Annotated in this window: 21 protein-coding genes; 3 read left to right on the top strand and 18 right to left on the bottom strand. The window is 66.3% G+C overall.

What is annotated here, in order from left to right:
- Window positions 1-9: 9 nt before the first annotated feature.
- From PV781_RS03655 to PV781_RS03670, 4 genes are all read right to left on the bottom strand, one after another.
- Complete coding sequence (locus tag PV781_RS03655) at window positions 10-1,692, bottom strand: APC family permease (protein ID WP_274774274.1); 1,683 nt, start codon at window positions 1,690-1,692, stop codon at window positions 10-12.
- Window positions 1,693-1,960: 268 nt separating this feature from the next.
- Window positions 1,961-4,243, bottom strand: coding sequence for a trimethylamine N-oxide demethylase (locus PV781_RS03660; protein WP_489667327.1), 2,283 nt, complete (start codon window positions 4,241-4,243; stop codon window positions 1,961-1,963).
- A 30-nt stretch (window positions 4,244-4,273) separates the two neighbouring features.
- Entirely contained in the window at window positions 4,274-4,777 is a 504-nt protein-coding gene (locus PV781_RS03665; RefSeq protein WP_274774276.1) for a flavin reductase family protein, read from the bottom strand.
- Between the two features lie 112 nt (window positions 4,778-4,889).
- The gene (locus PV781_RS03670; RefSeq protein WP_274774277.1) at window positions 4,890-6,293 is read right to left on the bottom strand and encodes an acyl-CoA dehydrogenase family protein; all 1,404 of its coding nucleotides are present in this window, start codon (window positions 6,291-6,293) and stop codon (window positions 4,890-4,892) included.
- A gap of 309 nt (window positions 6,294-6,602) precedes the next feature.
- On the opposite strand from PV781_RS03670, the gene PV781_RS03675 reads away from it, so the two are divergent.
- Window positions 6,603-7,733, top strand: coding sequence for an aminomethyl transferase family protein (locus PV781_RS03675; RefSeq protein ID WP_274774278.1), 1,131 nt, complete (start codon window positions 6,603-6,605; stop codon window positions 7,731-7,733).
- 182 nt (window positions 7,734-7,915) lie between these two features.
- Window positions 7,916-9,091, top strand: a complete 1,176-nt coding sequence (locus PV781_RS03680) for an alpha/beta hydrolase (protein ID WP_274774279.1) — start codon at window positions 7,916-7,918, stop codon at window positions 9,089-9,091.
- Window positions 9,092-9,119: 28 nt separating this feature from the next.
- Here the strand turns inward: PV781_RS03680 and PV781_RS03685 are convergent, their stop codons facing one another.
- A complete protein-coding gene (locus PV781_RS03685; RefSeq protein ID WP_274774280.1) occupies window positions 9,120-9,485 on the bottom strand; it encodes a DoxX family protein in 366 nt (121 codons plus the stop codon).
- Between the two features lie 184 nt (window positions 9,486-9,669).
- Window positions 9,670-10,740, bottom strand: coding sequence for an EF-P lysine aminoacylase EpmA (gene epmA, locus PV781_RS03690; RefSeq protein ID WP_274774281.1), 1,071 nt, complete (start codon window positions 10,738-10,740; stop codon window positions 9,670-9,672).
- A gap of 126 nt (window positions 10,741-10,866) precedes the next feature.
- Between epmA and efp the strand changes: the two genes are divergently transcribed.
- Window positions 10,867-11,436, top strand: a complete 570-nt coding sequence (efp, locus tag PV781_RS03695; RefSeq protein WP_274774282.1) for an elongation factor P — start codon at window positions 10,867-10,869, stop codon at window positions 11,434-11,436.
- 106 nt (window positions 11,437-11,542) lie between these two features.
- Here the strand turns inward: efp and ureG are convergent, their stop codons facing one another.
- The 12 genes from ureG to urtB form a co-directional block, all read right to left on the bottom strand.
- A complete protein-coding gene (gene ureG, locus PV781_RS03700) occupies window positions 11,543-12,166 on the bottom strand; it encodes an urease accessory protein UreG (protein WP_274774283.1) in 624 nt (207 codons plus the stop codon).
- Entirely contained in the window at window positions 12,163-12,972 is an 810-nt protein-coding gene (locus PV781_RS03705; RefSeq protein WP_274774284.1) for an urease accessory protein UreF, read from the bottom strand. Before PV781_RS03705 ends, ureG begins: the two co-directional genes overlap by 4 nt.
- Window positions 12,896-13,546: an urease accessory protein UreE gene (locus PV781_RS03710; RefSeq protein WP_274774285.1), complete on the bottom strand. Its 651-nt coding sequence runs from the start codon at window positions 13,544-13,546 to the stop codon at window positions 12,896-12,898. Before PV781_RS03710 ends, PV781_RS03705 begins: the two co-directional genes overlap by 77 nt.
- 58 nt (window positions 13,547-13,604) lie before the next feature.
- Window positions 13,605-15,320, bottom strand: a complete 1,716-nt coding sequence (gene ureC / locus PV781_RS03715; RefSeq protein WP_274774286.1) for an urease subunit alpha — start codon at window positions 15,318-15,320, stop codon at window positions 13,605-13,607.
- Between the two features lie 13 nt (window positions 15,321-15,333).
- Window positions 15,334-15,729, bottom strand: a complete 396-nt coding sequence (locus PV781_RS03720; RefSeq protein ID WP_274774287.1) for a type II toxin-antitoxin system VapC family toxin — start codon at window positions 15,727-15,729, stop codon at window positions 15,334-15,336.
- The gene (locus tag PV781_RS03725) at window positions 15,726-16,010 is read right to left on the bottom strand and encodes an AbrB/MazE/SpoVT family DNA-binding domain-containing protein (protein WP_274774288.1); all 285 of its coding nucleotides are present in this window, start codon (window positions 16,008-16,010) and stop codon (window positions 15,726-15,728) included. Before PV781_RS03725 ends, PV781_RS03720 begins: the two co-directional genes overlap by 4 nt.
- Window positions 16,011-16,064: 54 nt before the next feature.
- A complete protein-coding gene (locus PV781_RS03730) occupies window positions 16,065-16,685 on the bottom strand; it encodes an urease subunit gamma (RefSeq protein WP_209104585.1) in 621 nt (206 codons plus the stop codon).
- 11 nt (window positions 16,686-16,696) lie between these two features.
- Entirely contained in the window at window positions 16,697-17,545 is an 849-nt protein-coding gene (locus PV781_RS03735; RefSeq protein WP_274774289.1) for an urease accessory protein UreD, read from the bottom strand.
- On the bottom strand, window positions 17,511-18,206 hold the full coding sequence (urtE, locus tag PV781_RS03740; protein WP_274774290.1) for an urea ABC transporter ATP-binding subunit UrtE: 696 nt from the start codon (window positions 18,204-18,206) through the stop codon (window positions 17,511-17,513). Before urtE ends, PV781_RS03735 begins: the two co-directional genes overlap by 35 nt.
- A gap of 70 nt (window positions 18,207-18,276) precedes the next feature.
- Window positions 18,277-19,047 (bottom strand): urea ABC transporter ATP-binding protein UrtD, encoded by a 771-nt coding sequence (gene urtD, locus PV781_RS03745; protein WP_274774291.1) that lies wholly within the window; start codon window positions 19,045-19,047, stop codon window positions 18,277-18,279.
- A gap of 5 nt (window positions 19,048-19,052) precedes the next feature.
- Window positions 19,053-20,162: an urea ABC transporter permease subunit UrtC gene (gene urtC, locus PV781_RS03750; protein WP_425532354.1), complete on the bottom strand. Its 1,110-nt coding sequence runs from the start codon at window positions 20,160-20,162 to the stop codon at window positions 19,053-19,055.
- Between the two features lie 5 nt (window positions 20,163-20,167).
- Window positions 20,168-21,733: an urea ABC transporter permease subunit UrtB gene (gene urtB, locus PV781_RS03755; RefSeq protein WP_274774670.1), complete on the bottom strand. Its 1,566-nt coding sequence runs from the start codon at window positions 21,731-21,733 to the stop codon at window positions 20,168-20,170.
- Between the last annotated feature and the right edge of the window lie 172 nt (window positions 21,734-21,905).

The raw sequence follows: 21,905 nt of genomic DNA on the forward strand, positions 1-21,905 counted from the left end.
ATCCTCCGTTCAGTAGACGGCCACGAGGCGGGCCACGATCACCACCGCGGCGCCGGCGGCGAGCGCGAGATAGGGGAGCATTCCGGCCCGCGTTGCCGCCCCGGCCTCTTGGCGCAGGTGCATGTCCTCCATCATGGCCGCCGGGAAGCGGCCCTTGTCGGTGACATAGTGGCGGAAGCAGAAGACCGGGATGATGAGCGCCGAGCAGATGACCCCGGTCACCAGCGTGCCCGCGCCCCAGATGTCCGCGCCCATACCGAGCAGGACCAGGTTGACGAAGGACAGCGCCGTGCCGCCCGCCAGCAGCCAGGTGGGGGCCTTGAAGGGGCGCTCCCAGGTGGGGCGGTCGATACGGTGGATCCAGGCGGCGTTGAGGTTCAGGAAGTTGAAGAGGATGTAGCAGACGTTGGAGATGGCCAGCACGAACACGTAGTCGGACATGAGGAGCAGGATCAGGTTGAAGCACAGATCCGTCCACATGGCCTTGGTGGGCGCGCCATTCTCGTTCACATGGCTGAGATACTTGGGCAGCCAGCCATCCACCGAGGCCTGGTAGAGCGTGCGCGAGGAGCCCGCCATCGAGGTGACGATGGCCAGCATCAGCGCCAGGATCAGCATCACCACGATGATGTTGTGCACCACCGGCCCGCCCTTGATCATATCCGCCATGGCGCTTGCAACACCCATGCCGGAATAGATGTCGGCGTTCAGGATGCCGGAATAGACCGCCGGGGTCACGACGGTGCCGGAGGCGTCCGTCACCGCTGGCGTCACCAGCTGGCCAAGGCCCAGCACGCCCTGGAAGGACAGGGGCACAATGGTGAAGACGAAGATGCACAGGAGGCCGGAATAGAGGATGGCCTTGAAGGTGTCGCGGCTGGGGTCGCGGAACTCGCGGGTGTAGCAGACCGCCGTCTCAAACCCATAGGTGGACCAGGCGGCGATGAAGAGGCCGCCAGCCATGAGCGTGATGCCCGCCATGTCCCACGAGCCGGCGATCACCTTGCCCGTCTCATCCTTGGCGAGCGGGGCGAAGGGGCCGAGGTTCGAGGCGAGCACGTCGCCGGTGATCAGCGGCACGAGGCCGATCAGGATCAAGGGCAGCAGGGCGACCACGCCCAGGATCACCTGCACCTTGGCGGTCTGGCCGATGCCGCGATGCTGGATGGCGAAAGCCACCAGCAGCAAAACCGCGCCCAGGATGAAGGTGGCGTTGATGCGCAGCGCCAGACCCGCTTTCAGCCAGGTGAGGTCCACCAGGGTCAGCGACCAGGTGTTCACCACCGAGTCCGCCGGGAACAGGATGGACAGCACATAGCCCGCCGCGAGCCCCGAGCCGATGGACAGGACCGGCGACCAGGCCAGCCAGTTGCACCAGACCGAGAAGGGCGCCAGCAGCTTGGAATAGCGCACCCAGGCAATGGCGCCATAGACCGAGGCGCCGCCCGACTTGTGCGGGAACAGGCCGGCAATCTCGGCATAGGAGAAGGCCTGGATGAAGCCGAAGATGATGGACAGGATCCAGACGAACCAAGCCGGCGCCCCCACCGTGGCGCCGATGGCGCCAATGGAGAACAGCACCAAGGCCGGGACGCCGCTGGCGATCCAGAAGGCCCCGGTCCAACTGATCTTGCGCTGCAATCCGCCCTCGACCGGGACGGACGCGATGTCCGTAGTGGTGGTGATTGTCATGGTTGTTCCCCTCTTTATGGGAAGGGACTTTCCTACCGAGAAAATTTGTTGTCAACGAAGATATAAATGTTCCGATAGGTCATGTCGGCATGAATTTTTAGGCAGGACTGCCTCTTTTTCAGTCTCCCTGCAACGCTGCGGCCAAACATATTGTATTCAGAGAAATTTTTACTTAAGACAACAAAACAAAGTCGACCACGCACCGCTCCCTGCGATGCGTGGCAGTTCGATTTCTTTCCCTAACGCCAACGCACGCGATCCAAGACCTTCAGGCGCGCACCCTCGTCTTCTGCGGGTCGAAATGGGGGAAAGGCACGATGGCGGCGCCGATGCGCTTCTGGTGACCGTCCAGCTTGCCGATCTCGACCTCGCCCCCGCCGAGGGACACATCCACCCGGGCGAGCGCGATGTTCTGCTTCAGGATGGGAGACTTGGTGGCGGAGGTGACGACGCCCACCTGGGCGCGGCCCACATAAAGCGGGTCGCCATGGCCCACGTCTTCGTTGGACGAGACGACGAGGCCCACCATCTTGCGCGCCGGATTGGCCTTGCGGCGGGCGAGCGCCTCGCGGCCGACGAAATCCTCGTCCTTGTTGGCCACCGCAAAGCCGATGCCGGCCTCGAAGGGGTCGGTCTGGTCGCAGAAATCATAGCCCGCGAAGACAAGCCCCGCCTCGATGCGCAGCATGTCGAGGGCGGTGAGGCCCAGCGGGGTCAGGCCCTTGGGGGAACCTGCCGCCCACACCGCGTCCCACAGGGCGACGCCGTCCTTGGGATGGCACCAGATCTCATAGCCCAATTCCCCCGTATAGCCGGTGCGCGAGACCACCAGCGCCGGCCCCTGCGGCCCGCCGAGGCGGCCCACCGCGAAGCGGAACCATTTCAGTTCGGGGATGGAGGGCTGGACCGCCGAGGTCCAGATCACATCGGCCAGGATCTCGCGGCTGAGCGGACCCTGCACGGCGATGTTGTGGAGCTGGTCGGTGGAGGATTTCACCCACACCTTCAGGCCCCATTCCGCCGCCTTGGTGCGCAGCCAGACGCCGGTGAATTCCTCCCCGCACACCACCCGGAAATTGGCCGGGCCGAGGCGGAAGACGGTGGCATCGTCGATCATGCCACCATGGTCGTAGCAGAGCGCCGTATAGACCACCTGCCCCACCGCCAGCTTGCGGATGTCGCGGGTCACAGTGCGCTGGAGCAGCACCTCGGCATCCGGGCCGGTCACCTCGAACTTGCGCAGGGGCGAGAGGTCCATGACCGCCGCCTTCTCCCGGCAGGCCCAGTATTCGGCGATGGGGCCCGCCCCGGTGAAGCAGGTGGGCAGCCAGAAGCCGCGATATTCCACGAAGTTGCGGGTCAGCGCGGCAAGGCGCGGATGAAAGGCGCTCTCGCGGGTGAGGCGCGGTTCGGCGTCGGGTGTCATGCGGAACGCAATTCCCTTGGAGATGGTCTCGGCCCCGTCATAGACCCGCACATGAATGTCGGTGGGGTCCCAGCCATTGGCCGGATCGATGTCATCGGCGCAGGAGGAAGTGGCGCAGACGAGGTCGGTGAGGGCGCGCAGCAGCACATAATCGCCGGGGCGCGACCAGGGCTCGTCCATGGTCAGCGCGTTCGAGCCCTCGATGCAGGTGTTGTAGAAGAAGTTGATGGCCGGCCAGCCGCGCCGCTCGCGGATGCCATAGGGCTTGAGCACGGCATTGAAATTGTCCGAGCAATTGGCGTGGCCGGGATAGCCCATGTCCTCGTAATATTTGGCCGAGCAGGCCAGCGCGAAGGTGTCGTGGCGGCCCACCGTGTCGCGCACCACTTCGACCAATGCCACCTGCCGCTCGTCGAAATATTTCGAGTGCAGCCCCGGCCCCGGATAGGCGGCGCCCATCAAAGTGCGCGTGGTGGTGGCATCGAGGCCATATTCGGCCCCCTCCTCCAATGCAGCCGCATCGAAGGCGAGGAAGTCCGAACACTGCCGGCCTTCCACGTCGATGATCTGGATGTAGTCGCCGGCCTTCACCCGGAAGGCGCGGGCCTCAGCGGCCGGGACACGCAGGTCCAGCGTCACGGCGCCGAGCGGGGGCGGCAGATCGGGCGCGCCGGCGGCGCGGGTGACTTCCACGTCGAGATCGGTGGGCGGGGCCTGCTCGTCCGGCGCCATGAGGGGGCCGGCGGCGGCGACGAACACCAGAAGGTCCGTGGGCGCCGTGAAGCAGGCGGACTGACCGGGACGATCACCCTCGGCGAACAGCACGCGGGCGGTGGCGGCCTTCGACAGGCCCGCCGCTTCCGCGCGCCGCGCGGCGGCCCGCCCCGCCTCGCCGGAGGTGGCGAGCGCATCCGCAAAAGCGAGCCCCTCCGGCAGGCCGGCAAGGCCGAGGCTCGCGGACGCCGGGGCGCCTGCGGCGTCGAAGACGAAGAGGTGGGCGGGCTGAAGGCCTTCGGGATCGGTGATGGACACTGTGTCACCGGGGCGCAGCTGGACCGCCGCGCAATCCCCCCCGTGCACCCTCAGGCGCTCGGGCAAGCGGGCACGAGCGGGGCCGGCGGGCATGAATTGAGTGGGCGCGTCCATGGGCGGTCCTCAGGCCGAACGGGCGAGGCTGCGATAGCCGCCGCGATAATAAAGGAGCGGGTCGCCCTCCCCTTCCACATGCAGATGCACCACGCGGCCCACGAAAATCACATGGTCGCCGCCGTCATATTCCGCATAAGGCAGGCACTCGAAACAGGCGAGCATGGGGTCGAGCACGGGCGCCCCGCTCACGCCCCGCCGCAAGAGCAGGTCGGCGAACTTGTCGGCACCGGCGCGGGCGAAGCGGTTGGAAATGGCCTCCTGGCCTTCCATCAGCACATTGATGGCATAGGCCGGCGCGCGCTGGAGGCGGGAGAGGGAATAGAGCGACCGCGCCATGGAGAAGAGCACCAGGGGCGGATCGAGGGAGACGGAGGAGAAGGAATTGACGGTGACGCCCACCGGGCCGTCTTCGTCATGGGCCAGCACCACGGCGATGCCGGTGGCGAAGCGGCCGAGCGCATTGCGCAATTCGCGCGGATCGAAGCGGGCGTCGAGATCGAGCGTGGTCATGGGCGCACCCTGTGGCGGCATCCTGTGGCGCTTCCGGCCTTGGAAGCGCCGGCGCGGACGATGATCGCCCGCGCCGGCCGCGCCCCATGCGGGGCGAGAAAAAAACCGATCCTCAGGCCACCTTTGCGGGGGCGATGTCGGCGAGCAGCTTCTCGGCGAAGGCGCGCTTTTCGTCCTCGCTCATCTTCTTGATTTCGTTGTTGAGCATCCGCTCATTGATGGACTTGTTCCAATAGTCCAGCGCACCGAAGCCCAGGAGCGAGGCCTTGCCCACGAACTGGCGCAGCACCTCGTTGGTGGGACCCATCACCCATCCCGCCTTGCCATCGCGCAGGTAGCGCTCGATCTGGAGCGCCGGGCGATAGCCGGTGCCGCCGCAGGCATGGAGCATCTTGTCGGTGACGTGGGCCACATTCTTGGAGGCCTCGAACTTCACCTGCCACAGCCAATGCAGCAGCGTGGAGCGCGGCAAGGCGTCGAGGTCCTTGTGGATGGACCAGTCGCAATTGTTGGTCACCGAATCCAGCGCCTGCGCCATCTGGAAGACGAAGGCCCGGCAGGCATTCGTGTCCATGATCGCCTCGCCCACATAGTCCTGGATGGTGGGATAGTCGGCGACCCGCATGCCCACGTCATTGTGGGTCTTGCGGGTGGTGTGGCGCTTGGCGATGTCGATGACGGCCAGCGAAATGCCGTTCCAGCAGGCCGACGAGCAGGTGAGGAAGAAGGGGTCCACCACTTCGTCATTGGACTTGGCGCCATCGCCGATGGGGCCCACCAGGGCCTCCTTGGGCAGGATGGCGTTCTCCACCGCGATGGGGCCGGACTGGTTGCCGCGCAGGCCCAGGCCATCCCATTCGGACGGATTGGCCTTCACCTCGTCCTTGGTGACCAGGAAGCAGGACAGGTCCGAATAGTCGCCGGCAAATCCGGGGCTGGTGGTCTGGATGATGTACCAGTCGGCAAAGCCGCCCGAGGTGGTCCAGGAGGCCTTCTTCGTGACCTTCCAGCCCTCGCCATGGGCTTCGGCCTTGGAGGAGATGGGGTACCAGAAATGGGAGCCGGTTTCCGGGTCGGAATAGGACAAGGTGCCAATGAGCACGTCCTTGTCCAGGCGCTTCAGGATGTCGATGAGGATGGGGTTTTCGTGGTGCCGCAGGAGCGCCGCCGCCACCGCGCCCAGATGCATGGTGTAGCACATGGCGGTGGAGGGACAGCCATAGCGGGCGATGGTCTCCACCACCATGGCGGCGCAGACATGGTTCTCGCCGAGGCCGCCCAGTTCCTTGGGAACGGTGAGCGAGAGCAGTCCGAGCGAGGCAAGGGCTTCGAAATTCTTGCGGGGATAGATGTATTGCGCGTCGCTTTCCACCGCATTGGCGCGCAAAGTGGCCTCGCACAGGGCGATCAACTTGCCCTGGAGGTCTTTCTGGGCAGGAGTAAGCAGCCATTGGGGGTCCCACTCGAAACCGAGGCCCCAAAACTCTTCGCTTCCCCATTTCTTGACATCGGACATGCGTGTGCTCCGCCCGTTCGGGCCTGAATTCCAGGACTGTCGAAAACCGGCCGGCGACTGTTCCCCTCAGTGAACTTTTTTGACGCCGCAGAAACAGCATGCCACCGCTCGAACGGAGCGCAAGCCCAAAATGAGGCACCCGGTTGCATATTTTTCGATCACACTCCGGGATTCACCGGATTTCCAAACCCTTGGCGGATGCATTTTGAGGCAGGATCAGACGACAATTTCTTGTCAGGAAAAGTAATTGACAAGGACGATCAAGAATCCCCAGGATGTCGCGGATTTTCGCACACCGAGGGGACAAAAATGACGGGTGCCACCCAATTGCGGCAGTCGATCCTCAATGAACGTCACCGCGCGCTCGGCTCCAAGCTGGAGGAGTCCTGGAACGACATGGCCATTCCCCAGCATTATGCCACCGATCCCTATGAGGAGACGGCGGCGGTGCGGTATCGGGCCGGCCTCATCGATGTGTCCGCCCTCAAGATCCTGAACGTCACCGGGCCGGATGCCACCAAGCTGCTGAACAAGCTGGTCACCTCCGACGTCAGCAAGATCGCCCCCGGCCGCTCCATGATCTCGTCCATGGTGGATGACGAAGGCGGCCTCATCGACGACGTGCTGATCTATTGCGACGGGGAGAATGCCTATCGCCTCTCCCATGGCGGCGGCGCCACCGAGGAGGCCCTCCCCGCTTTGGCCGAAGGGCTCGAGGTGAGCTTCCCGCGCGACGAGGACATCCACATCCTCTCGCTCCAGGGGCCGAAGGCGCTGGACATCCTGCAGCCCGACACGCCGCTCGACCTGAAGACCATCCCCTATTTCGGCCATGCCCGCACCACGCTCTACGGCATCGAGGTGTCCATCGCGCGCGGCGGCTATTCGGCCGAGCGGGGCTATGAGGTGTTCTGCGCCGCCAAGGACGCGGTCTATGTGTGGGACAAGATCCTGGAGCGCGGCGCCCCCTTCGGCGTCATGCCGGTCTCCTGGGACTGCCTCGACATCGTGCGCGTGGAAGGCGCCTTGCTCTTCTTCCCCTTCGACATGCCCCACACCGACACCACCCCCTGGGAAGTGCTGATGGACTGGACGGTGGACCTCTCCAAGCCCGATTTCCGGGGCAAGGAAGCGCTCATCCGCCGCAAGGGCACGGAGCGCACCCACCAGGCGGGCCTGGAAGTGGAGCACCACAAGGCCATTACGCCGGGCGCCAAGCTCTTCAAGGACGGCGCCGAGGTGGGCACGGTGAATTCCACCGTCTTTTCCCAACATCTCATGAAGTCGCTGGCCATGGTCTCGCTCATTCCCTCCCTCACCGCGCTCGGCACCAAGGTCGAAGTGGTGGATGGCGGGGAGACCTTCACGGCGTATGTGGTGCGCACGCCCTTCTACGATCCCATGCGCCTGCGCACCCACCCGCTGGAAGAACGCGCCTGAGGTTTCAGGCACCGTGACCGACGACCCGGCGCCGTGTCAGGGCAGCGCCGGGTCGTTCCATTTCTTAAGGATCTTGCGAGGCAGGCGCCCGGTTTGCGCCCTCCCCGCGCGCCCGCCTCTCGCGCCCGGGCGCGGCCACGCTTATGGTGCGGGCTGTTTTGGCCTGCGTATGGACGTCGCGCGTGTTCGGCTGGTTGCTTTCCCTGCGCCCTTGCGGCGCGCTCTTGTCCGTGCGCCCCGGCGCCGGGATGGGCCTTGCCCTCGCCCTGGTGGTGCTGGTCGCCCTGCCCGGCTGCGCATCCCGCCCGGGACCCGACGTCCTCACGCCCGCGCTGGCGGCGGCGCCCGGCGCCAAGCCCTACACCCTCATGGTCGCCAGCACCCGCGCCCGCGATCCGCGCCCCGGCACCCTCTATAATGGCGAACGCTCCGGCAAGCTGGACTTTGCCACCGTCACCCTCACCGTGCCGCCCACCCACAAGGCCGGCGACATCGAATGGGCCAAGCAGCAGCCGGGGAACCCCGCCACCGACATGGTGGTCCACGAGGCCGTTTATCTCGACACCGAGCAGCAATTCCTCGCCGACCTGAACGCCCAGATCGCCAAGCTGCCCGTGGGCGGCAAGCAGGCGGTGGTGTTCGTGCACGGCTACAACACCCAATTCTCCGAGGCGCTCTTCCGCCTGACCCAGATGGTCCACGATTCCGGCCAGCCGGGGGCGCCAGTCCTGTTCACCTGGGCCTCGCGCGGGCGCACGGAGGACTATGTCTATGACAATAACAGCGCCACCGCCGCCCGCGACAGCCTGGAGCGCACCCTGAGCCTGGTCGCCCAGAGCCAGGCGGAGACCATCACCATCATCGCCCACTCCATGGGCAACTGGCTGACGGTGGAAACGCTGCGGCAGATGAAGATCGGCGGCAAGATGATCGCCGCCAAGCGGGTGGGCAACATCATCCTGGCCGCCCCGGACATCGACGTGGACGTGTTCAAGACCCAGCTGAAGCGCTTCGGCAAGCCGGAAAAGCCCTTCATCGTCGTGGTCTCCCACGATGACAAGGCCCTCGGCTTTTCCGACTTCCTCGCCGGCAACAAGGAGCGCCTCGGCTCTTATACCGATGACAAGGACCTGGTGGCGCTGGGTGCCATCGTGGTGGACATGACCAATGTGAAGGCGCTCGATTCCATGAACCATGGAAAGTTCGCCCAACTGGCGGAAATGGCGCCCCAGCTGCGCGGCATCATCGACAAGCAGAAGGTCGCCCCCACAGGCTCAGCGGCTTCTGTGATCGAACTGGATGGGGTTCATATTTCCGGCATCGACGATGCCAAGATGCGTCAGCTGGGGGGGAATTGACCCCTCCAGCCCCGCATGCGCCCGCGCTTTACGCCTTCAGCGCCTGTTCCTTGCGCCAGGCATCAATGGCGATGGCCAGCGAGGTGATGCCCCAGAAGGCCAGATACTCGATGCCACCCTTGGCCCAGTACCAGTTCACGCCCTTGGTCTGAAGAATGGCATAGGCCGCCACCACCATGCAGCCGAAGGACAAGAGCCCCATCCAGCGGGTGAAGAGGCCGAAGGTCAATCCGACGAAGGACAGCGCCTCGAACACCACCGCCAGCCCCAGGAAGAACGGCGCCGGCGTGAGGCCCGCCTTCGTGAAAAAGGCAAGTGTCGGCTCGACGGCAGTGAGTTTCTGATAGACGTGAGGTGCGTAAAACAGACCCGCCAGGATGCGGACAACGTTCATCCCGTCAGTCAAGGCGAACCTGTTTGGCAAGGTCACCGGACCAATCAGCGAACGAAGCGAAAAATGGGCGCCGACCGCTCCGTGTGATGAGGTCAACGACATGATGAATACTCCTCAAGTGCGATGAGGAGACCATGTACCTCGCGCCGCACCACGCCATTGATGCGGCGCAAATATGGCGGGCTCACGAAAATATTACCTCTCCCCCCCCTTCCACCGGCGCCCACAACACATCCTCGATCCGCCGGGCACCGGAGGCCAGAAGCGCCAGCCGGTCAAAGCCCAGCGCGCAGCCGCTGGCGGGGGGCATGGCGGACAGCGCGGCGAGAAAGCCCTCGTCGATGGGGTAGCGTTCCCCATAAAGGCGCTCCTTCTCGTCCATCTCCACGGCGAATCGGCGCCTTTGCTCCTGCGGATCGGTCAACTCGCCGAACGCGTTCGCCAGCTCGACCCCGCAGGCATAAAGCTCGAACCGCTCCGCCACCCTTGGATCGGACGGCTTGGGGCGGGCGAGTGCCGCTTCGGAAGAGGGGTATTCGCATAAGATGGTCGGCCGCCCCTCGCCCAGATGCGGCTCGACCTTCTCCACCAGCACGCGGGAGAAGACATCCGCAAAGGTGTCGTCCTCTGCCACCCTGATGCCCGCTGCCACCGCCGCCGCGCGCAAGGGGCCGACTTCCGGCTCCTCACCCGCCGGGGCGAGGCAAGGCAGGAGGTCGATGCCTGCAAACCGGGCGAACGCTTGCGCCAGCGTGACCTTTTCCGGCGCGGCGAAGGGGTCGCACGCCATGCCGCGATAGGAAAAGGTGGAGACGCCCCCAGCCTGCGCGGCCAGGGCCAGCAGACGGGCGCAATCCTCCATTAGTCCTTCATAGGGTTCTTCCGCGCGGTACCATTCCAGCATGGTGAATTCGGGGTGATGGGTGCGCCCCCGCTCCCGGTCCCGAAAGACGCGGGCCAGTTCGAAGATGCGCGGTTCGCCGGCCGCCAGCAGCTTCTTGGCGGCGAATTCCGGCGAGGTGCGTAGATAATAGGGATGGCGCTCCCCGTCCGGGGCAGTCCACACCGTCGCGAAGGCGTGCAGGTGCGCCTCGTTTCCGGGCGAGATCTGGAGGACGGGCGTCTCCACCTCCAGGAAGGCCTCGGCAGCGAAATAATCCCGCACCGCCTTGAGGATACGTCCGCGCGCCAGCAGGAAGCCGCGACGGTCCTGATGGACGGACCTGTCCCACCAGGGGCTCGCCTGCCCGCTCACAGCCCGCCCCTTGCGCGCCCGAGGGCGCCCAGCGGAAAGGAAGACTGGCGAAACCCGTCAGGATCGTTATGTTGCGCGCCCACAAGGCGCATGAGGGCGCCGCCAAAGTTTTGAGGAAGACAAGCCGTGGTCAAGGTCATCGCCAGCTCTCTGCGCAAGGGCAATGTCGTCGATATCGAGGACAAGCTCTACGTGGTTATCAGCGCCGAGAACATCCATCCCGGCAAGGGAACCCCGGTCACGCAGATGGATCTGCGCCGCATCTCCGACAGCGTGAAGATCTCGGTGCGCTACCGCACCACCGAGCAGGTCGAGCGCGCCTTCGTGGAGGACCGGCCCCACACCTTCCTTTACCAGGACAGCGACGGCTACACCTTCATGAACCCGGAGACCTATGACCAGGTCACGGTGCCGGAGGACGTGATCGGCGATCAGAAGGTCTATCTCCAGGAAGGCATGGAATGCATGCTCTCCCTGCACAATGGCGTGCCGATCGCCATCGAGCTGCCCCAGCGCGTCACCCTTGAGATCGTGGACACCGAGCCCACCGTGAAGGGCCAGACGGCGTCCTCCTCCTATAAGCCGGCCATGCTGTCCAACGGCGTGCGCACCATGGTGCCCCCGCACGTCTCCGCCGGCACCCGCGTGGTGATCATGACCGCCGACGCCTCCTATGTGGAGCGCGCCAAGGACTGATCGGCCCCGATCGCCCACGGCATGTGACCAAAAGAAAAGCCCGCCCCCTCGCCGGGGGCGGGCTTTTCTTATGCGTGGGTGTCTGATGCGTGCGTGGGAATGCCGCTCAGGCCGCCTTCAGCCCGCCGGCCTGCACGATGAAATCGGCCACCACTTCCACGCCCTTGCCATGGCGGATGGCGGCGAACACATAGGGCCGGCCCTGGCGCATGCGCTGGGTGTCGGCTTCCATGATGGAGAGGTCCGCGCCCACCAGGGGGGCAAGGTCGGTCTTGTTGACCACCAGCAGATCCGAGCGGGTGATGCCCGGCCCGCCCTTGCGCGGGATCTTCTCGCCGCCGGCCACATCGATCACATAGACGGTGATGTCCGCGAGCTCGGGCGAGAAGGTGGCGGCCAGATTGTCGCCCCCCGATTCGATCAGCACCAGATCGAGCCCCGGGAACTTCGCCTCCATCTGCGCCACCGCGCGCAGATTGATGGAGGCGTCCTCACGGATGGCGGTATGCGGGCAGCCGCCCGTTTCCACCCCGAGGATGCGCTCCGGCTCCAGGGCGCCGGCCACCGTCAGAAGGCGGGCGTCTTCCTTGGTGTAGATGTCGTTGGTGATGGCGCAGATGTTGTAGCGCTCGCGAAACGTCTTGCAGAGCATCTCCATGAGGGCGGTCTTGCCCGAGCCGACGGGACCGCCGATGCCCACCCGAAGGGGGCCGTTGCCGGATGCGCTCATGAGCGGAAAAGCCTCGTATATTGGGTTTCGTGACGGAAGGAGCCGAGGTCGGCCCGGAAGGTGGCGGTGCCGATCTCGTCGAGCCCCCGCGCCTGGGCCTGCCCGGCAAGGCGCGCGATGTGGGGCGAAAGCGCCGCAAGGATGCGCGCGGCAGCGGTCTGTCCAACCGGAGCAAGGCGCAGCGCCGCCGAGAGCAGCGCCTGCACCTGGGCGAGCATGAAGGCTTCCCCGGCGCTGGCGCAGGGCACGCCATGGACGGCGCAGGCGAGCGCCACGGCCACGGGATAGGCGACGTCCTCCCCCTCCAGCACGGGGGCGAGGCGCGACAGGCGCGGATGGGGCCAGGCAGCCGTCACCGCATCAAGGAAGGACCGGCCCTGCTGGCAGGTCTCCAGCCGCAATTCCGCAGAGGGAGACAGGGCGACGGCCAGTTCATTCACCTCGCGCAGCGCCGCCTCGTCATCGGCGGCGGCCGCCCGGTAGGCATGGGCGAACAAAATGGCGTCGGAGCGGGGAAAGCCGTGATCCACTATGTCGGTCACATAGGCAAGAAGGCTCGGCTCGCGGTCCACGTCGCCCGCCTCCACCGCCCATTCCAGGCCGTGGGAATAGGCATAGCCGCCCACGGGGAAGCTCGGGGACAGCCACGCAAAAAGGGGCAGCAGGCCGATGCCGGCCGCCGCCTCTCCCTGATCTTGCACCGCGGAGCCGGGCAGGACCCCCGGCGGGTCAGTCGTGATGGTGGTGATGTCCGCACCCGCAGCTTGCGCCCGCCTCCTCATGGGCATGAGCATGGGCGTGGCCATGGACGTCCCGATGGGTATGGGCGTGATCGTGGTCGTGGTCGTGATGATCGTGCCCGCAATGGGCATGGTCATGATCATGGTCGTGGTGCTCGCCATGGCCATGCTCGCCGTGGCCATGCTCGCCGTGACTGTGCTCCTGCGCCGCCTCATAGGCGCCGCGCTCCGGCCGGAAGGGGCGCACCACCGCCACCGTCGCGGCGCCGATGCCGCGCAGCATTTCCTCGATCACCTTGTCGTCGGCCACATAGAGCGCGTTCTCGGTGAGCTCGGTGGGCACATGGCGGTTGCCCAGGTGCCAGGCGGCGCGCATCAGGCGCAGGGGGTTGAAGGTGGTGATCTCCAGGAGCGTCTCGGGCGCTGCCTTCACGCGGATGAGGCGGCCGTCATCCAGCACCAAGGCGTCACCATCGTCGAGCACGGTGGCGCGGTCGAGGTCGAGCAGGAACTCCGCGCCGGTGTCGGAGGTCAGCGCGATCCGCCGGCGGTGGCGGGCATGATGGTCGAGGGTGATAGTGTCGACCACCTGGTCCGCGCGGACGGCCAGGTGACGGATGATGCGGGTAGCACGGGCCATTTTTATCGTCTCCGGGCGGTGTCGCGGCATGGGCGGCGACTATCCGCCACGCCGAACCTCAGAACAAGAAGTAGCGCTGCGCCATCGGGAGAACCTCGGCCGGCTCGCAGACGAGCAGCTCGCCATCGGCGCGCACGTCATACGTTTCCGGGTCCACCTCGATGTGCGGCGTTGCGTCGTTCAGCACCATGCTCTTCTTGCTGATGCCCCCACGCACATTCTCCACGGATACCAGGGTCTTGCTTGTCTGGAGCTTGCCCGCCAGGCCATCCTCCACCGCCGCCTTGGAGACGAAGGTGAGCGAGGTGCCCGTGCGTGCGCGGCCGAAGGCGCCGAACTGGTAGCGATAATGCACCGGCTGGGGGGTGGGGATGGAGGCATTGGGGTCGCCCATCTGCGCCATGGCGATGGCGCCGCCCTTCAGCACCAAATCCGGCTTCACGCCGAAAAAGGCGGGGGTCCACAGCACGAGGTCGGCAAGCTTGCCCGCTTCCACCGAGCCGATGTGCTTGGACATGCCGTGGGCGATGGCGGGATTGATGGTGTATTTGGCGATGTAGCGGCGGGCGCGCAGATTGTCGTTGTTGCCCTCCCCCGGCAGCCCCCCGCGCTGGCGCTTCATCTTGTCCGCGGTCTGCCAAGTGCGGATGATGACCTCGCCCACCCGGCCCATGGCCTGGCTGTCCGAACTCATCATGGAGAGCGCGCCGAGATCGTGGAGGATGTCCTCCGCCGCGATGGTCTCCTTGCGGATGCGGCTTTCGGCGAAGGCGAGGTCCTCGGCGATGGAGGGGTCGAGGTGATGGCACACCATGAGCATGTCCAGATGCTCGTCGATGGTGTTGCGGGTGAAGGGGCGCGTGGGATTGGTGGACGAAGGCAGCACATTGGCGAGCCCGGCCACCTTGATGATATCCGGCGCATGGCCCCCGCCCGCCCCTTCCGTGTGGAAGGCGTGGATGGTGCGGCCCTTGAAGGCGGCGATGGTGTCTTCCACGAAGCCGCTCTCATTGAGCGTGTCGGTATGGATCATCACCTGGATGTCGAAGGCATCCGCCACCGACAGACAGCAATCTATGGCGGCGGGCGTCGTGCCCCAGTCCTCATGCAGCTTCAGCGCGCAGGCGCCCGCGCGGACCATTTCTTCAAGAGCTGCGGGCTTGGAGGCATTGCCCTTGCCGGCGAAGGCCAGGTTCATGGGGAAGGCATCGGCCGCCTCGATCATGCGGGCGATGTGCCAGGGACCGGGCGTGCAGGTGGTGGCGAAGGTGCCGGTGGCGGGCCCGGTGCCGCCGCCCAGCATGGTGGTGACGCCGGAGGCCAGCGCCTCCTCGATCTGCTGCGGGCAGATGAAATGAATGTGGCTGTCGAAGCCGCCGGCAGTGAGGATCTTGCCCTCGCCCGCAATCACCTCGGTGCCGGGGCCGATGATGATGTCCACGCCCGGCTGCACGTCGGGATTGCCGGCCTTGCCGAGCTTCACGATGCGCCCGCCGGCAATGCCCACGTCGCACTTCACCACGCCCCAATGGTCCAGCACCACCGCATTGGTGATGACGGTGTCCACGGCGCCGTCCGCATTGGTCACCTGGCTCTGGCCCATGCCATCGCGGATCACCTTGCCGCCACCGAACTTCACCTCCTCGCCATAGGTGGTGAAGTCCTTCTCCACCTCGATGACGAGGGACGTGTCCGCGAGGCGGATCTTGTCCCCCACGGTGGGGCCGAACATGTGGGCATAGGCGGACCGGGGAAGGTGGGCGGGTGCGGACATGGAACGATGATCCTCAGGGGAGGAGTGAATAGTGGCCATGATCGGCCGCGTCGGTATCGAAGGTGAAGGTGGCGCGGCAGCCGGCCTCGGCATTGATCTCGGCAATAAGATAGTCGGCGAAATCGCCGCGCCCGTGTTCGTAGGCTTTCAGCGCCCGGCGCGCCGCCAGCGAGAACGGCTCCTCGAACACCTCGGCATCCAGCACATCGGCCACGAAGTCCGCCACCTGCCGGCGGCTGCGCTTCATGCGCTTGGAGAGGGTCCAGGTGGCCTCGGCCAGAACGATGGGATTGATCATGGCCGGCTCGGGCGCCACCGCGCGCAGCAGTGCCACGCACTGCGCGTGCTGGCGCACGGGCTCGTCCTCGATAAACACCCGCAACAGGACGTTGGTATCGAGGCCGATCATGTGCCGCGCCGCTTGTGGACGCGCTCTTCCTGCTCGTCCATGGCCTGATCCCGGGCCGCATCAATGTCCGGCTGGCCGAAATTCCGGTTCCGGCGTCCAACCGCCTTGGTCAGCGATCCGGCGATATCATCCAGCGTCAGCCGGCGGCGGATGTGGGCCTGGCCGTCGTCATCCACCACCAGTTGCAGGGTGGCGCCGGTCTCGATGCCCGCCGCCTTGCGATAGGCGGCGGGCAGCGTCACCTGGCCCTTGCTCGTCACGGTGAGCTTGAAGTTCTGCACGGCCACACCCTTACAGGTCTCTTATCGCCTTACATTAACACGGAGGTAAGGCGCTTACAGCTTGCCCATCACATCGCCCCGGAAGCCATAGACCTCGCGCTTGCCCGAAAGCGGCACGAGGGAGACCTCGCGGGTGGCGCCGGGCTCGAAGCGCACGGCGGTGCCGGCGGCGATGTCGAGGCGCATGCCGCGGGCCTTTTCGCGGTCGAAGGCGAGGGCGCCATTGGTCTCGTAGAAATGATAGTGGCTGCCCACCTGGATGGGCCGGTCGCCGGTATTGGCCACTGACACCACCACCCGCTCGGCACCGGCGTTGAAGACGATCTGGCCGGGCATGGTGATGACCTCGCCGGGCACGTCGTCGGACGCCGCGCCCCGGATGGGGTGGTGCACGGTGACCAGCTTGGTGCCATCGGGGAAGGTGGCTTCCACCTGGATGTCGTGGATCATCTCGGCAATGCCCGGCATCACCTGGTCGGTGGTGAGCACATGGGCGCCCGCCTCCATCAGGTCGGCGACGGTCCGGCCGTCGCGCGCGCCTTCCACCACGAAGTCCGTGATGAGGGCGATGGCCTCCGGATGGTTGAGCTTCACCCCCCGCGCCAAGCGCTTGCGCGCCACCTCGGCGGCCATGGCGATGAACAGCTTGTCCTTTTCGCGCGGCGTCAGCAGCACGGCATCTCTCCCTAAAGACCCCAGACACGCGGCAGCGGACTGCCCGTGAACCCCATCAGAAACGACGTCGCATCCCGCCGCAACGTCTCGATGCTCGAAGCGATGAAACGCACCGCGAGCAGCCCGTTCCAGGCGCTGGCACCGCATGCGCAGGCGCAGGCCTCAAGCAGGCTGCGCGCATCCTCCAGCCGCGCCTCCGCGTCGGGCGCCACGTAAAGACAGGTGCCGAGCGCCACGCCCCCCGCCGCCACCGCGGGTCGGGCAAGGAGATCGGCGATGGGGCCGGAGAGGCGCAGGGCATCCGCATAGATGAGCTTGCCGTCCCGGCGCACGCGCCAGCGGTCGGACAGATGGCCTTCCTTCACCTGCTCGCCGCGCGCGGCGCGGCCCAGCATCAAGCCCTCGAAGGACAGGAAGCGGGCATCCCCGGCCAGATCCACCTCATAGGAACGGGCAAGGCGCGCCGTGTCGAACAGGATGGTCTCCTGCGGCAGCCACTGCAAAGTCGCGCCGGCTTCCGCCACCAGCCGCACGGAAATCTCCGACACCGCCCCGTCGGAGCGATAGACCTTTTCCGCCGCCGGCGTCGCCACGGTGACACGGGCGCCCGCCTTGGCGGCGATGGAAATATGGAAGATGTCGCCGCAGGCGACCCCGCCAGCGGTGTTCACCAGCACGGCCTCAAGGCCCCCGCCCTCCACGCGCGGCAAGCGGGCGCGCAGCGCGCCGCTCTCGGCCAGCGCGGACAGATGCGTTCCGGCGGCGGAGGATTCCGCCACCAGGTCCACCCGACCGATGCTGCGCTGCCTGTGGGAGGGGGCGCGCTCAGATGGCCATGAGACGGCGGACATCATCTCCATCAAGCCCGCTCCGGTCCCCGCTCACCACCACTTCGCCGCGCTCCATGAGGATGAAGCGATCAGCGAGATCACGCGCGAACTCAAAATACTGCTCCACGAGCACGATGGCCATGTCCCCCTTGTCGCGCAGGTAGGAAATGGCGCGGCCGATATCCTTGATGATGGAGGGCTGGATGCCTTCGGTGGGCTCGTCCAGCACCAGCAAAGAGGGCCGGGTCACCAGCGCCCGGCCGATGGCCAATTGCTGCTGTTGTCCACCGGAAAGATCGCCGCCCCGCCGGCCCAGCATGGATTTGAGCACCGGGAATAACTCGAAAATCTCGTCCGGCACGTTGCGGTCGCGCCGGGCGAGGCGGGCATAGCCCGTCTCCAGGTTTTCCTTCACGGTCAGCAGCGGGAACACCTCGCGCCCCTGGGGCACGAAGCCGATGCCCAGCGCCGCGCGATCCGGAGTGGGCAAGCGGGTGATGTCCTGCCCATTGAAGGTGACGGACCCGCCCGCCACCGGCCGCTGGCCCATGATGGCGCGCAGCAGCGAGGTCTTGCCCACGCCGTTGCGGCCGAGCACGCAGGTCACCTGCCCCTTCTGGGCTTCGAGGTTCACTTTGCGCAGGGTGTGGGCGGCGCCGTAATAGAGATCGAGGTTCTCGACCTTCAGCATGCGAAAACCTCCAAGGCGGGGATGGCGCCCACAGGCGCGCGGGATGTGAAGGACAAGGTGCCGGCCACCCTCACCTCCCCAGATAAACTTCGATGACGCGCTCGTTGGCGCTCACCTGATCGAGCGAGCCTTCCGCGAGCACCGAGCCTTCGTGCAGCACCGTGACCTTCACGCCGAGGTCGCGCACGAACACCATGTCATGCTCCACCACCACCACGGAGCGCGTCCGGGCGATGTCGCGCAGCAGGTCGGCCGTGTCGGCGGTTTCCTGGTCGGTCATGCCGGCGGCGGGCTCGTCCACCAGGAGAAGACGCGGCTCCTGGGCCAGCAGCATGCCGATCTCCAGCCATTGCTTCTGGCCGTGGCTCAATTCGGAGGCGCTGCGCTTGCGGTGGTCCTTCAGGCGGATGCGTTCCAGAAGCTCGTCGATGCGCTCGCGCTCATGGGCGGTGCGGCGCCAATAGATGTTGGAGAAGGCGCGCCGGTCGCTTTTCACCGCCAGGAGCAGATTGTCCTCCACCGTGTGCATGTCGAACACGGTGGGGGTCTGGAACTTGCGGCCGATGCCCAATTGGGCGATGGCAGCCTCGTCCAGCTGGGTCAAATCGTGGGTGCCGGCAAACACCGCCTCGCCCTTGGTGGGGCGGGTCTTGCCGGTGATGACATCCATCATGGTGGTCTTGCCGGCGCCGTTGGGGCCGATAATGGCCCGCATCTCCGCTTCCTCGATGGTCAGCGAGAGGGCGTTGAGCGCACGGAAGCCGTCGAACACGACCGAGACGTTGTCGAGATAAAGCAGCGCCGGAGTGAGTTCGTTGGTGAGGGGCTGGGAGGCTTCCATGATCCTCACTCCGCGGGCTTGGCGGCGACGGCGCCGGGGGTGGGCTTGCGGCGGCGGGCGGAGAGGCTGGCCCATAGGCCGAGCACGCCCTTGGGCAGGAACAAGGTCACCAGCACGAACAGGGCGCCGAGCGCGAACAGCCAGGCTTCCGGCAGGAGGCCGGTGAACCAGGTCTTGCCCGCATTGACGATGAGCGCGCCGAGCGCCGCCCCCACCAGCGTGCCGCGACCGCCCACCGCCACCCAGATCACCGTCTCGATGGAATTGGCGGGCGCGAACTCGCCGGGATTGATGATGCCCACCTGCGGCACATAGAGCGCGCCGGCCAGGCCCGCCAGCATGGCCGAGATGGTCCAGCACAGGAGCTTGTAGTTCTCCACCCGGTAGCCGAGGAAGCGCGTGCGGCTCTCCGCATCGCGCACCGCCACCAGCACCTTGCCATATTTGGAGGTCACCAGCGCCCGGCACAGCACATAGCCCCCCGCCAGCGCCAGCGCCGACATGGCAAAGAGGGTGGCGCGGGTGCCGTCCGCCGAGATGGAGAAGCCCAGAATGTCCTTGAAGTCGGTGAGGCCGTTATTGCCGCCGAACCCCATGTCGTTGCGGAAGAAGGCCAGCATGAGGGCGAAGGTCATAGCCTGGGTGATGATGGACAGGTAGACGCCCGTCACCCGCGAGCGGAAGGCGAACCAGCCGAACAGGAAGGCCAGCGCGCCCGGCGCCAGGAACACCATGAGCAGGGCGAAGGGGAAGAAGTCGAACCCGTACCAGAACCAGGGCAGGCTCTTATAGTTCAGGAACACCATGAAATCCGGCAGCACCGGATTGCCATAGACGCCCCGGGCGCCGATCTGGCGCATGAGATACATGCCCATGGCGTAGCCGCCGAGCGCGAAGAAGGCGCCGTGGCCGAGCGAGAGCACGCCGCAATAGCCCCACACCAGGTCCACCGCCACGGCAAGCAGCGCGTAGCAGACATATTTGCCGAGCAGCGGGACCAGATAGTCGGAGACGTGAAGGGGCGAGCCCTCCGGCACCATGAGGTTGGCGGCCGGCACAAGCACCGCCGCCCCCAGCACGATGGCGAGGAAGAACCAGCCTTTGCGATCGATCATGCCGGTCATGCTTCCACCGCCCGGCCCTTGAGCGCGAACAGGCCGCGCGGGCGCTTCTGAATGAAGAGGATGATGAGGACGAGAATGACGATCTTGCCGAGCACCGCGCCGGCAAAGGGCTCCAGCAGCTTGTTGGCGACGCCAAGCCCGAAGGCGGCCACCAGCGTGCCCCAGAGGTTCCCCACGCCGCCGAACACCACCACCATGAAGCTGTCGATGATGTAGCCCTGGCCAAGGTTCGGGCTGACATTGTCGATCTGCGAGAGGGCGACACCGGCAATGCCGGCAATGCCCGAGCCCAGCCCGAAGGTGAGCGCGTCGATGCGGCCGGTGCGGATGCCCATGGCGCCGGCCATGCGCCGGTTCTGGGTCACGGCGCGCACATAGAGCCCGAGCATGGTGCGCTTGAGCACCATGAGCAGCGCGAAGAAGACCAGCAGCGAGAAGACGATGATCCAGAGCCGGTTATAGGTGATGGCCATCTGCCCGATATCGAACGAGCCGGACATCCAGGAGGGCGCGCCCACCTCCTTGTTGGTGGGGCCGAAGATGGAGCGCACCGCCTGCTGGAGGATGAGCGAGATGCCCCAGGTGGCCAGCAGGGTTTCCAGCGGCCGGCCATAAAGGAAGCGGATGACCGTGCGCTCGATCAGGATGCCCACCAGCGCGGTGAACAGGAAGGCCAGCGGCAAGGCGATGGCCAGCGACCAGCCGAACAGCCAGGGCGCCGAGGTGCGGATGAATTCCTGCACCACGAAAGTGGTGTAGGCGCCCAGCATCACCATCTCGCCATGGGCCATGTTGATGACGCCCATGACGCCGAAGGTGATGGCAAGGCCGATGGCGGCCAAGAGCAGCACCGAGCCCAGCGAGAGGCCGTACCACACATTCTGCGCCACGCCCCAGATGGCGAGCGAGCGGTTGATGGCATTCACGCCGTCCGCCGCAGCCGCCTTCACGGAGGCGGGGCTGTCTGCCGGAAGGCTGGAGAGCAGCGCGAGGGCGTCCTGGTCGCCGCGGGCGGCGATGACACGGGCGGCGGAGGCGCGCTCGTGTTCGCTCACATCGGGCTTGGTGATGAGGATGGCGGCGCGGGCCTGGGCGAGCACCGCCTTCACATCGCCATTGCTCTCCTTCGCCAGGGCCGCGTCCAGGGTCGGCAAGGTGGCGGGATCGCGGGACTTGAAGACGGCGGATGCGGCGGCGAGCCGCTTGGCCGGATCGGGGCTCAGCAAGGCAAGCGCGCCGGCGGCGGCATCCACGCCGCGGCGGACGCGGTTGTTGAGGCGCACCACCTTGAGGCCGGCGGGCGGAGCGGCCACGACCGCGCCGGTGGCGGCATCGGTGACCGCACCTTGCGGGGTGCGCAGATAGACCGCCTTGGTGGCGGGATCGAACAGCAGGCGCCCGTCACGGATGCCGTCCACGATGGCGGCGGCCTGGGCATTGGTGGAGATCGCCAGCAGGCCGAGGGCGGCCTCGGTGTCCGAATAGCTGTCTGTGCCCAGCTTGGCGAGGGCCGGCGCCAGATCGGCGGACGCGGCAGTGGGGGGAGCAGCGGATTGGGCCATGGCGGACGGCGCGGCCAGCCCGAGAAGAAGCGAAACGGCCAGCGCCAGCCCGGCAAGGAGAAGTGGGGCGGCGCGCCTCAGTTTGAGATGGGTCATGTCAGTCCGCAAGTCCACCGCTGCGAGGGGGCGGCCGCGCGGGCGCGGCCGGATGAGCGGGTGCGGCCACCGGGCC

Source organism: Aquabacter sediminis, from assembly GCF_028863665.1.
Classification (GTDB): domain Bacteria; phylum Pseudomonadota; class Alphaproteobacteria; order Rhizobiales; family Xanthobacteraceae; genus L1I39.

Excerpts from the sequence above, each read along its gene's own strand:
- PV781_RS03655 (WP_274774274.1), bottom strand. The coding sequence starts at position 1,692 with ATGACAATCACCACCACTACGGACATCGCGTCCGTCCCGGTCGAGGGC.
- PV781_RS03660 (WP_489667327.1), bottom strand. The coding sequence starts at position 4,243 with ATGCCCGCCGGCCCCGCTCGTGCCCGCTTGCCCGAGCGCCTGAGGGTG.
- PV781_RS03665 (WP_274774276.1), bottom strand. The coding sequence starts at position 4,777 with ATGACCACGCTCGATCTCGACGCCCGCTTCGATCCGCGCGAATTGCGC.
- PV781_RS03670 (WP_274774277.1), bottom strand. The coding sequence starts at position 6,293 with ATGTCCGATGTCAAGAAATGGGGAAGCGAAGAGTTTTGGGGCCTCGGT.
- PV781_RS03675 (WP_274774278.1), top strand. The coding sequence starts at position 6,603 with ATGACGGGTGCCACCCAATTGCGGCAGTCGATCCTCAATGAACGTCAC.
- PV781_RS03685 (WP_274774280.1), bottom strand. The coding sequence starts at position 9,485 with ATGAACGTTGTCCGCATCCTGGCGGGTCTGTTTTACGCACCTCACGTC.
- ureG (WP_274774283.1), bottom strand. The coding sequence starts at position 12,166 with ATGAGCGCATCCGGCAACGGCCCCCTTCGGGTGGGCATCGGCGGTCCC.
- PV781_RS03705 (WP_274774284.1), bottom strand. The coding sequence starts at position 12,972 with ATGGCCACGCCCATGCTCATGCCCATGAGGAGGCGGGCGCAAGCTGCG.
- PV781_RS03710 (WP_274774285.1), bottom strand. The coding sequence starts at position 13,546 with ATGGCCCGTGCTACCCGCATCATCCGTCACCTGGCCGTCCGCGCGGAC.
- ureC (WP_274774286.1), bottom strand. The coding sequence starts at position 15,320 with ATGTCCGCACCCGCCCACCTTCCCCGGTCCGCCTATGCCCACATGTTC.
- PV781_RS03720 (WP_274774287.1), bottom strand. The coding sequence starts at position 15,729 with ATGATCGGCCTCGATACCAACGTCCTGTTGCGGGTGTTTATCGAGGAC.
- PV781_RS03735 (WP_274774289.1), bottom strand. The coding sequence starts at position 17,545 with ATGGAGATGATGTCCGCCGTCTCATGGCCATCTGAGCGCGCCCCCTCC.
- urtE (WP_274774290.1), bottom strand. The coding sequence starts at position 18,206 with ATGCTGAAGGTCGAGAACCTCGATCTCTATTACGGCGCCGCCCACACC.
- urtD (WP_274774291.1), bottom strand. The coding sequence starts at position 19,047 with ATGGAAGCCTCCCAGCCCCTCACCAACGAACTCACTCCGGCGCTGCTT.
- urtC (WP_425532354.1), bottom strand. The coding sequence starts at position 20,162 with ATGATCGATCGCAAAGGCTGGTTCTTCCTCGCCATCGTGCTGGGGGCG.
- urtB (WP_274774670.1), bottom strand. The coding sequence starts at position 21,733 with ATGGCCCAATCCGCTGCTCCCCCCACTGCCGCGTCCGCCGATCTGGCG.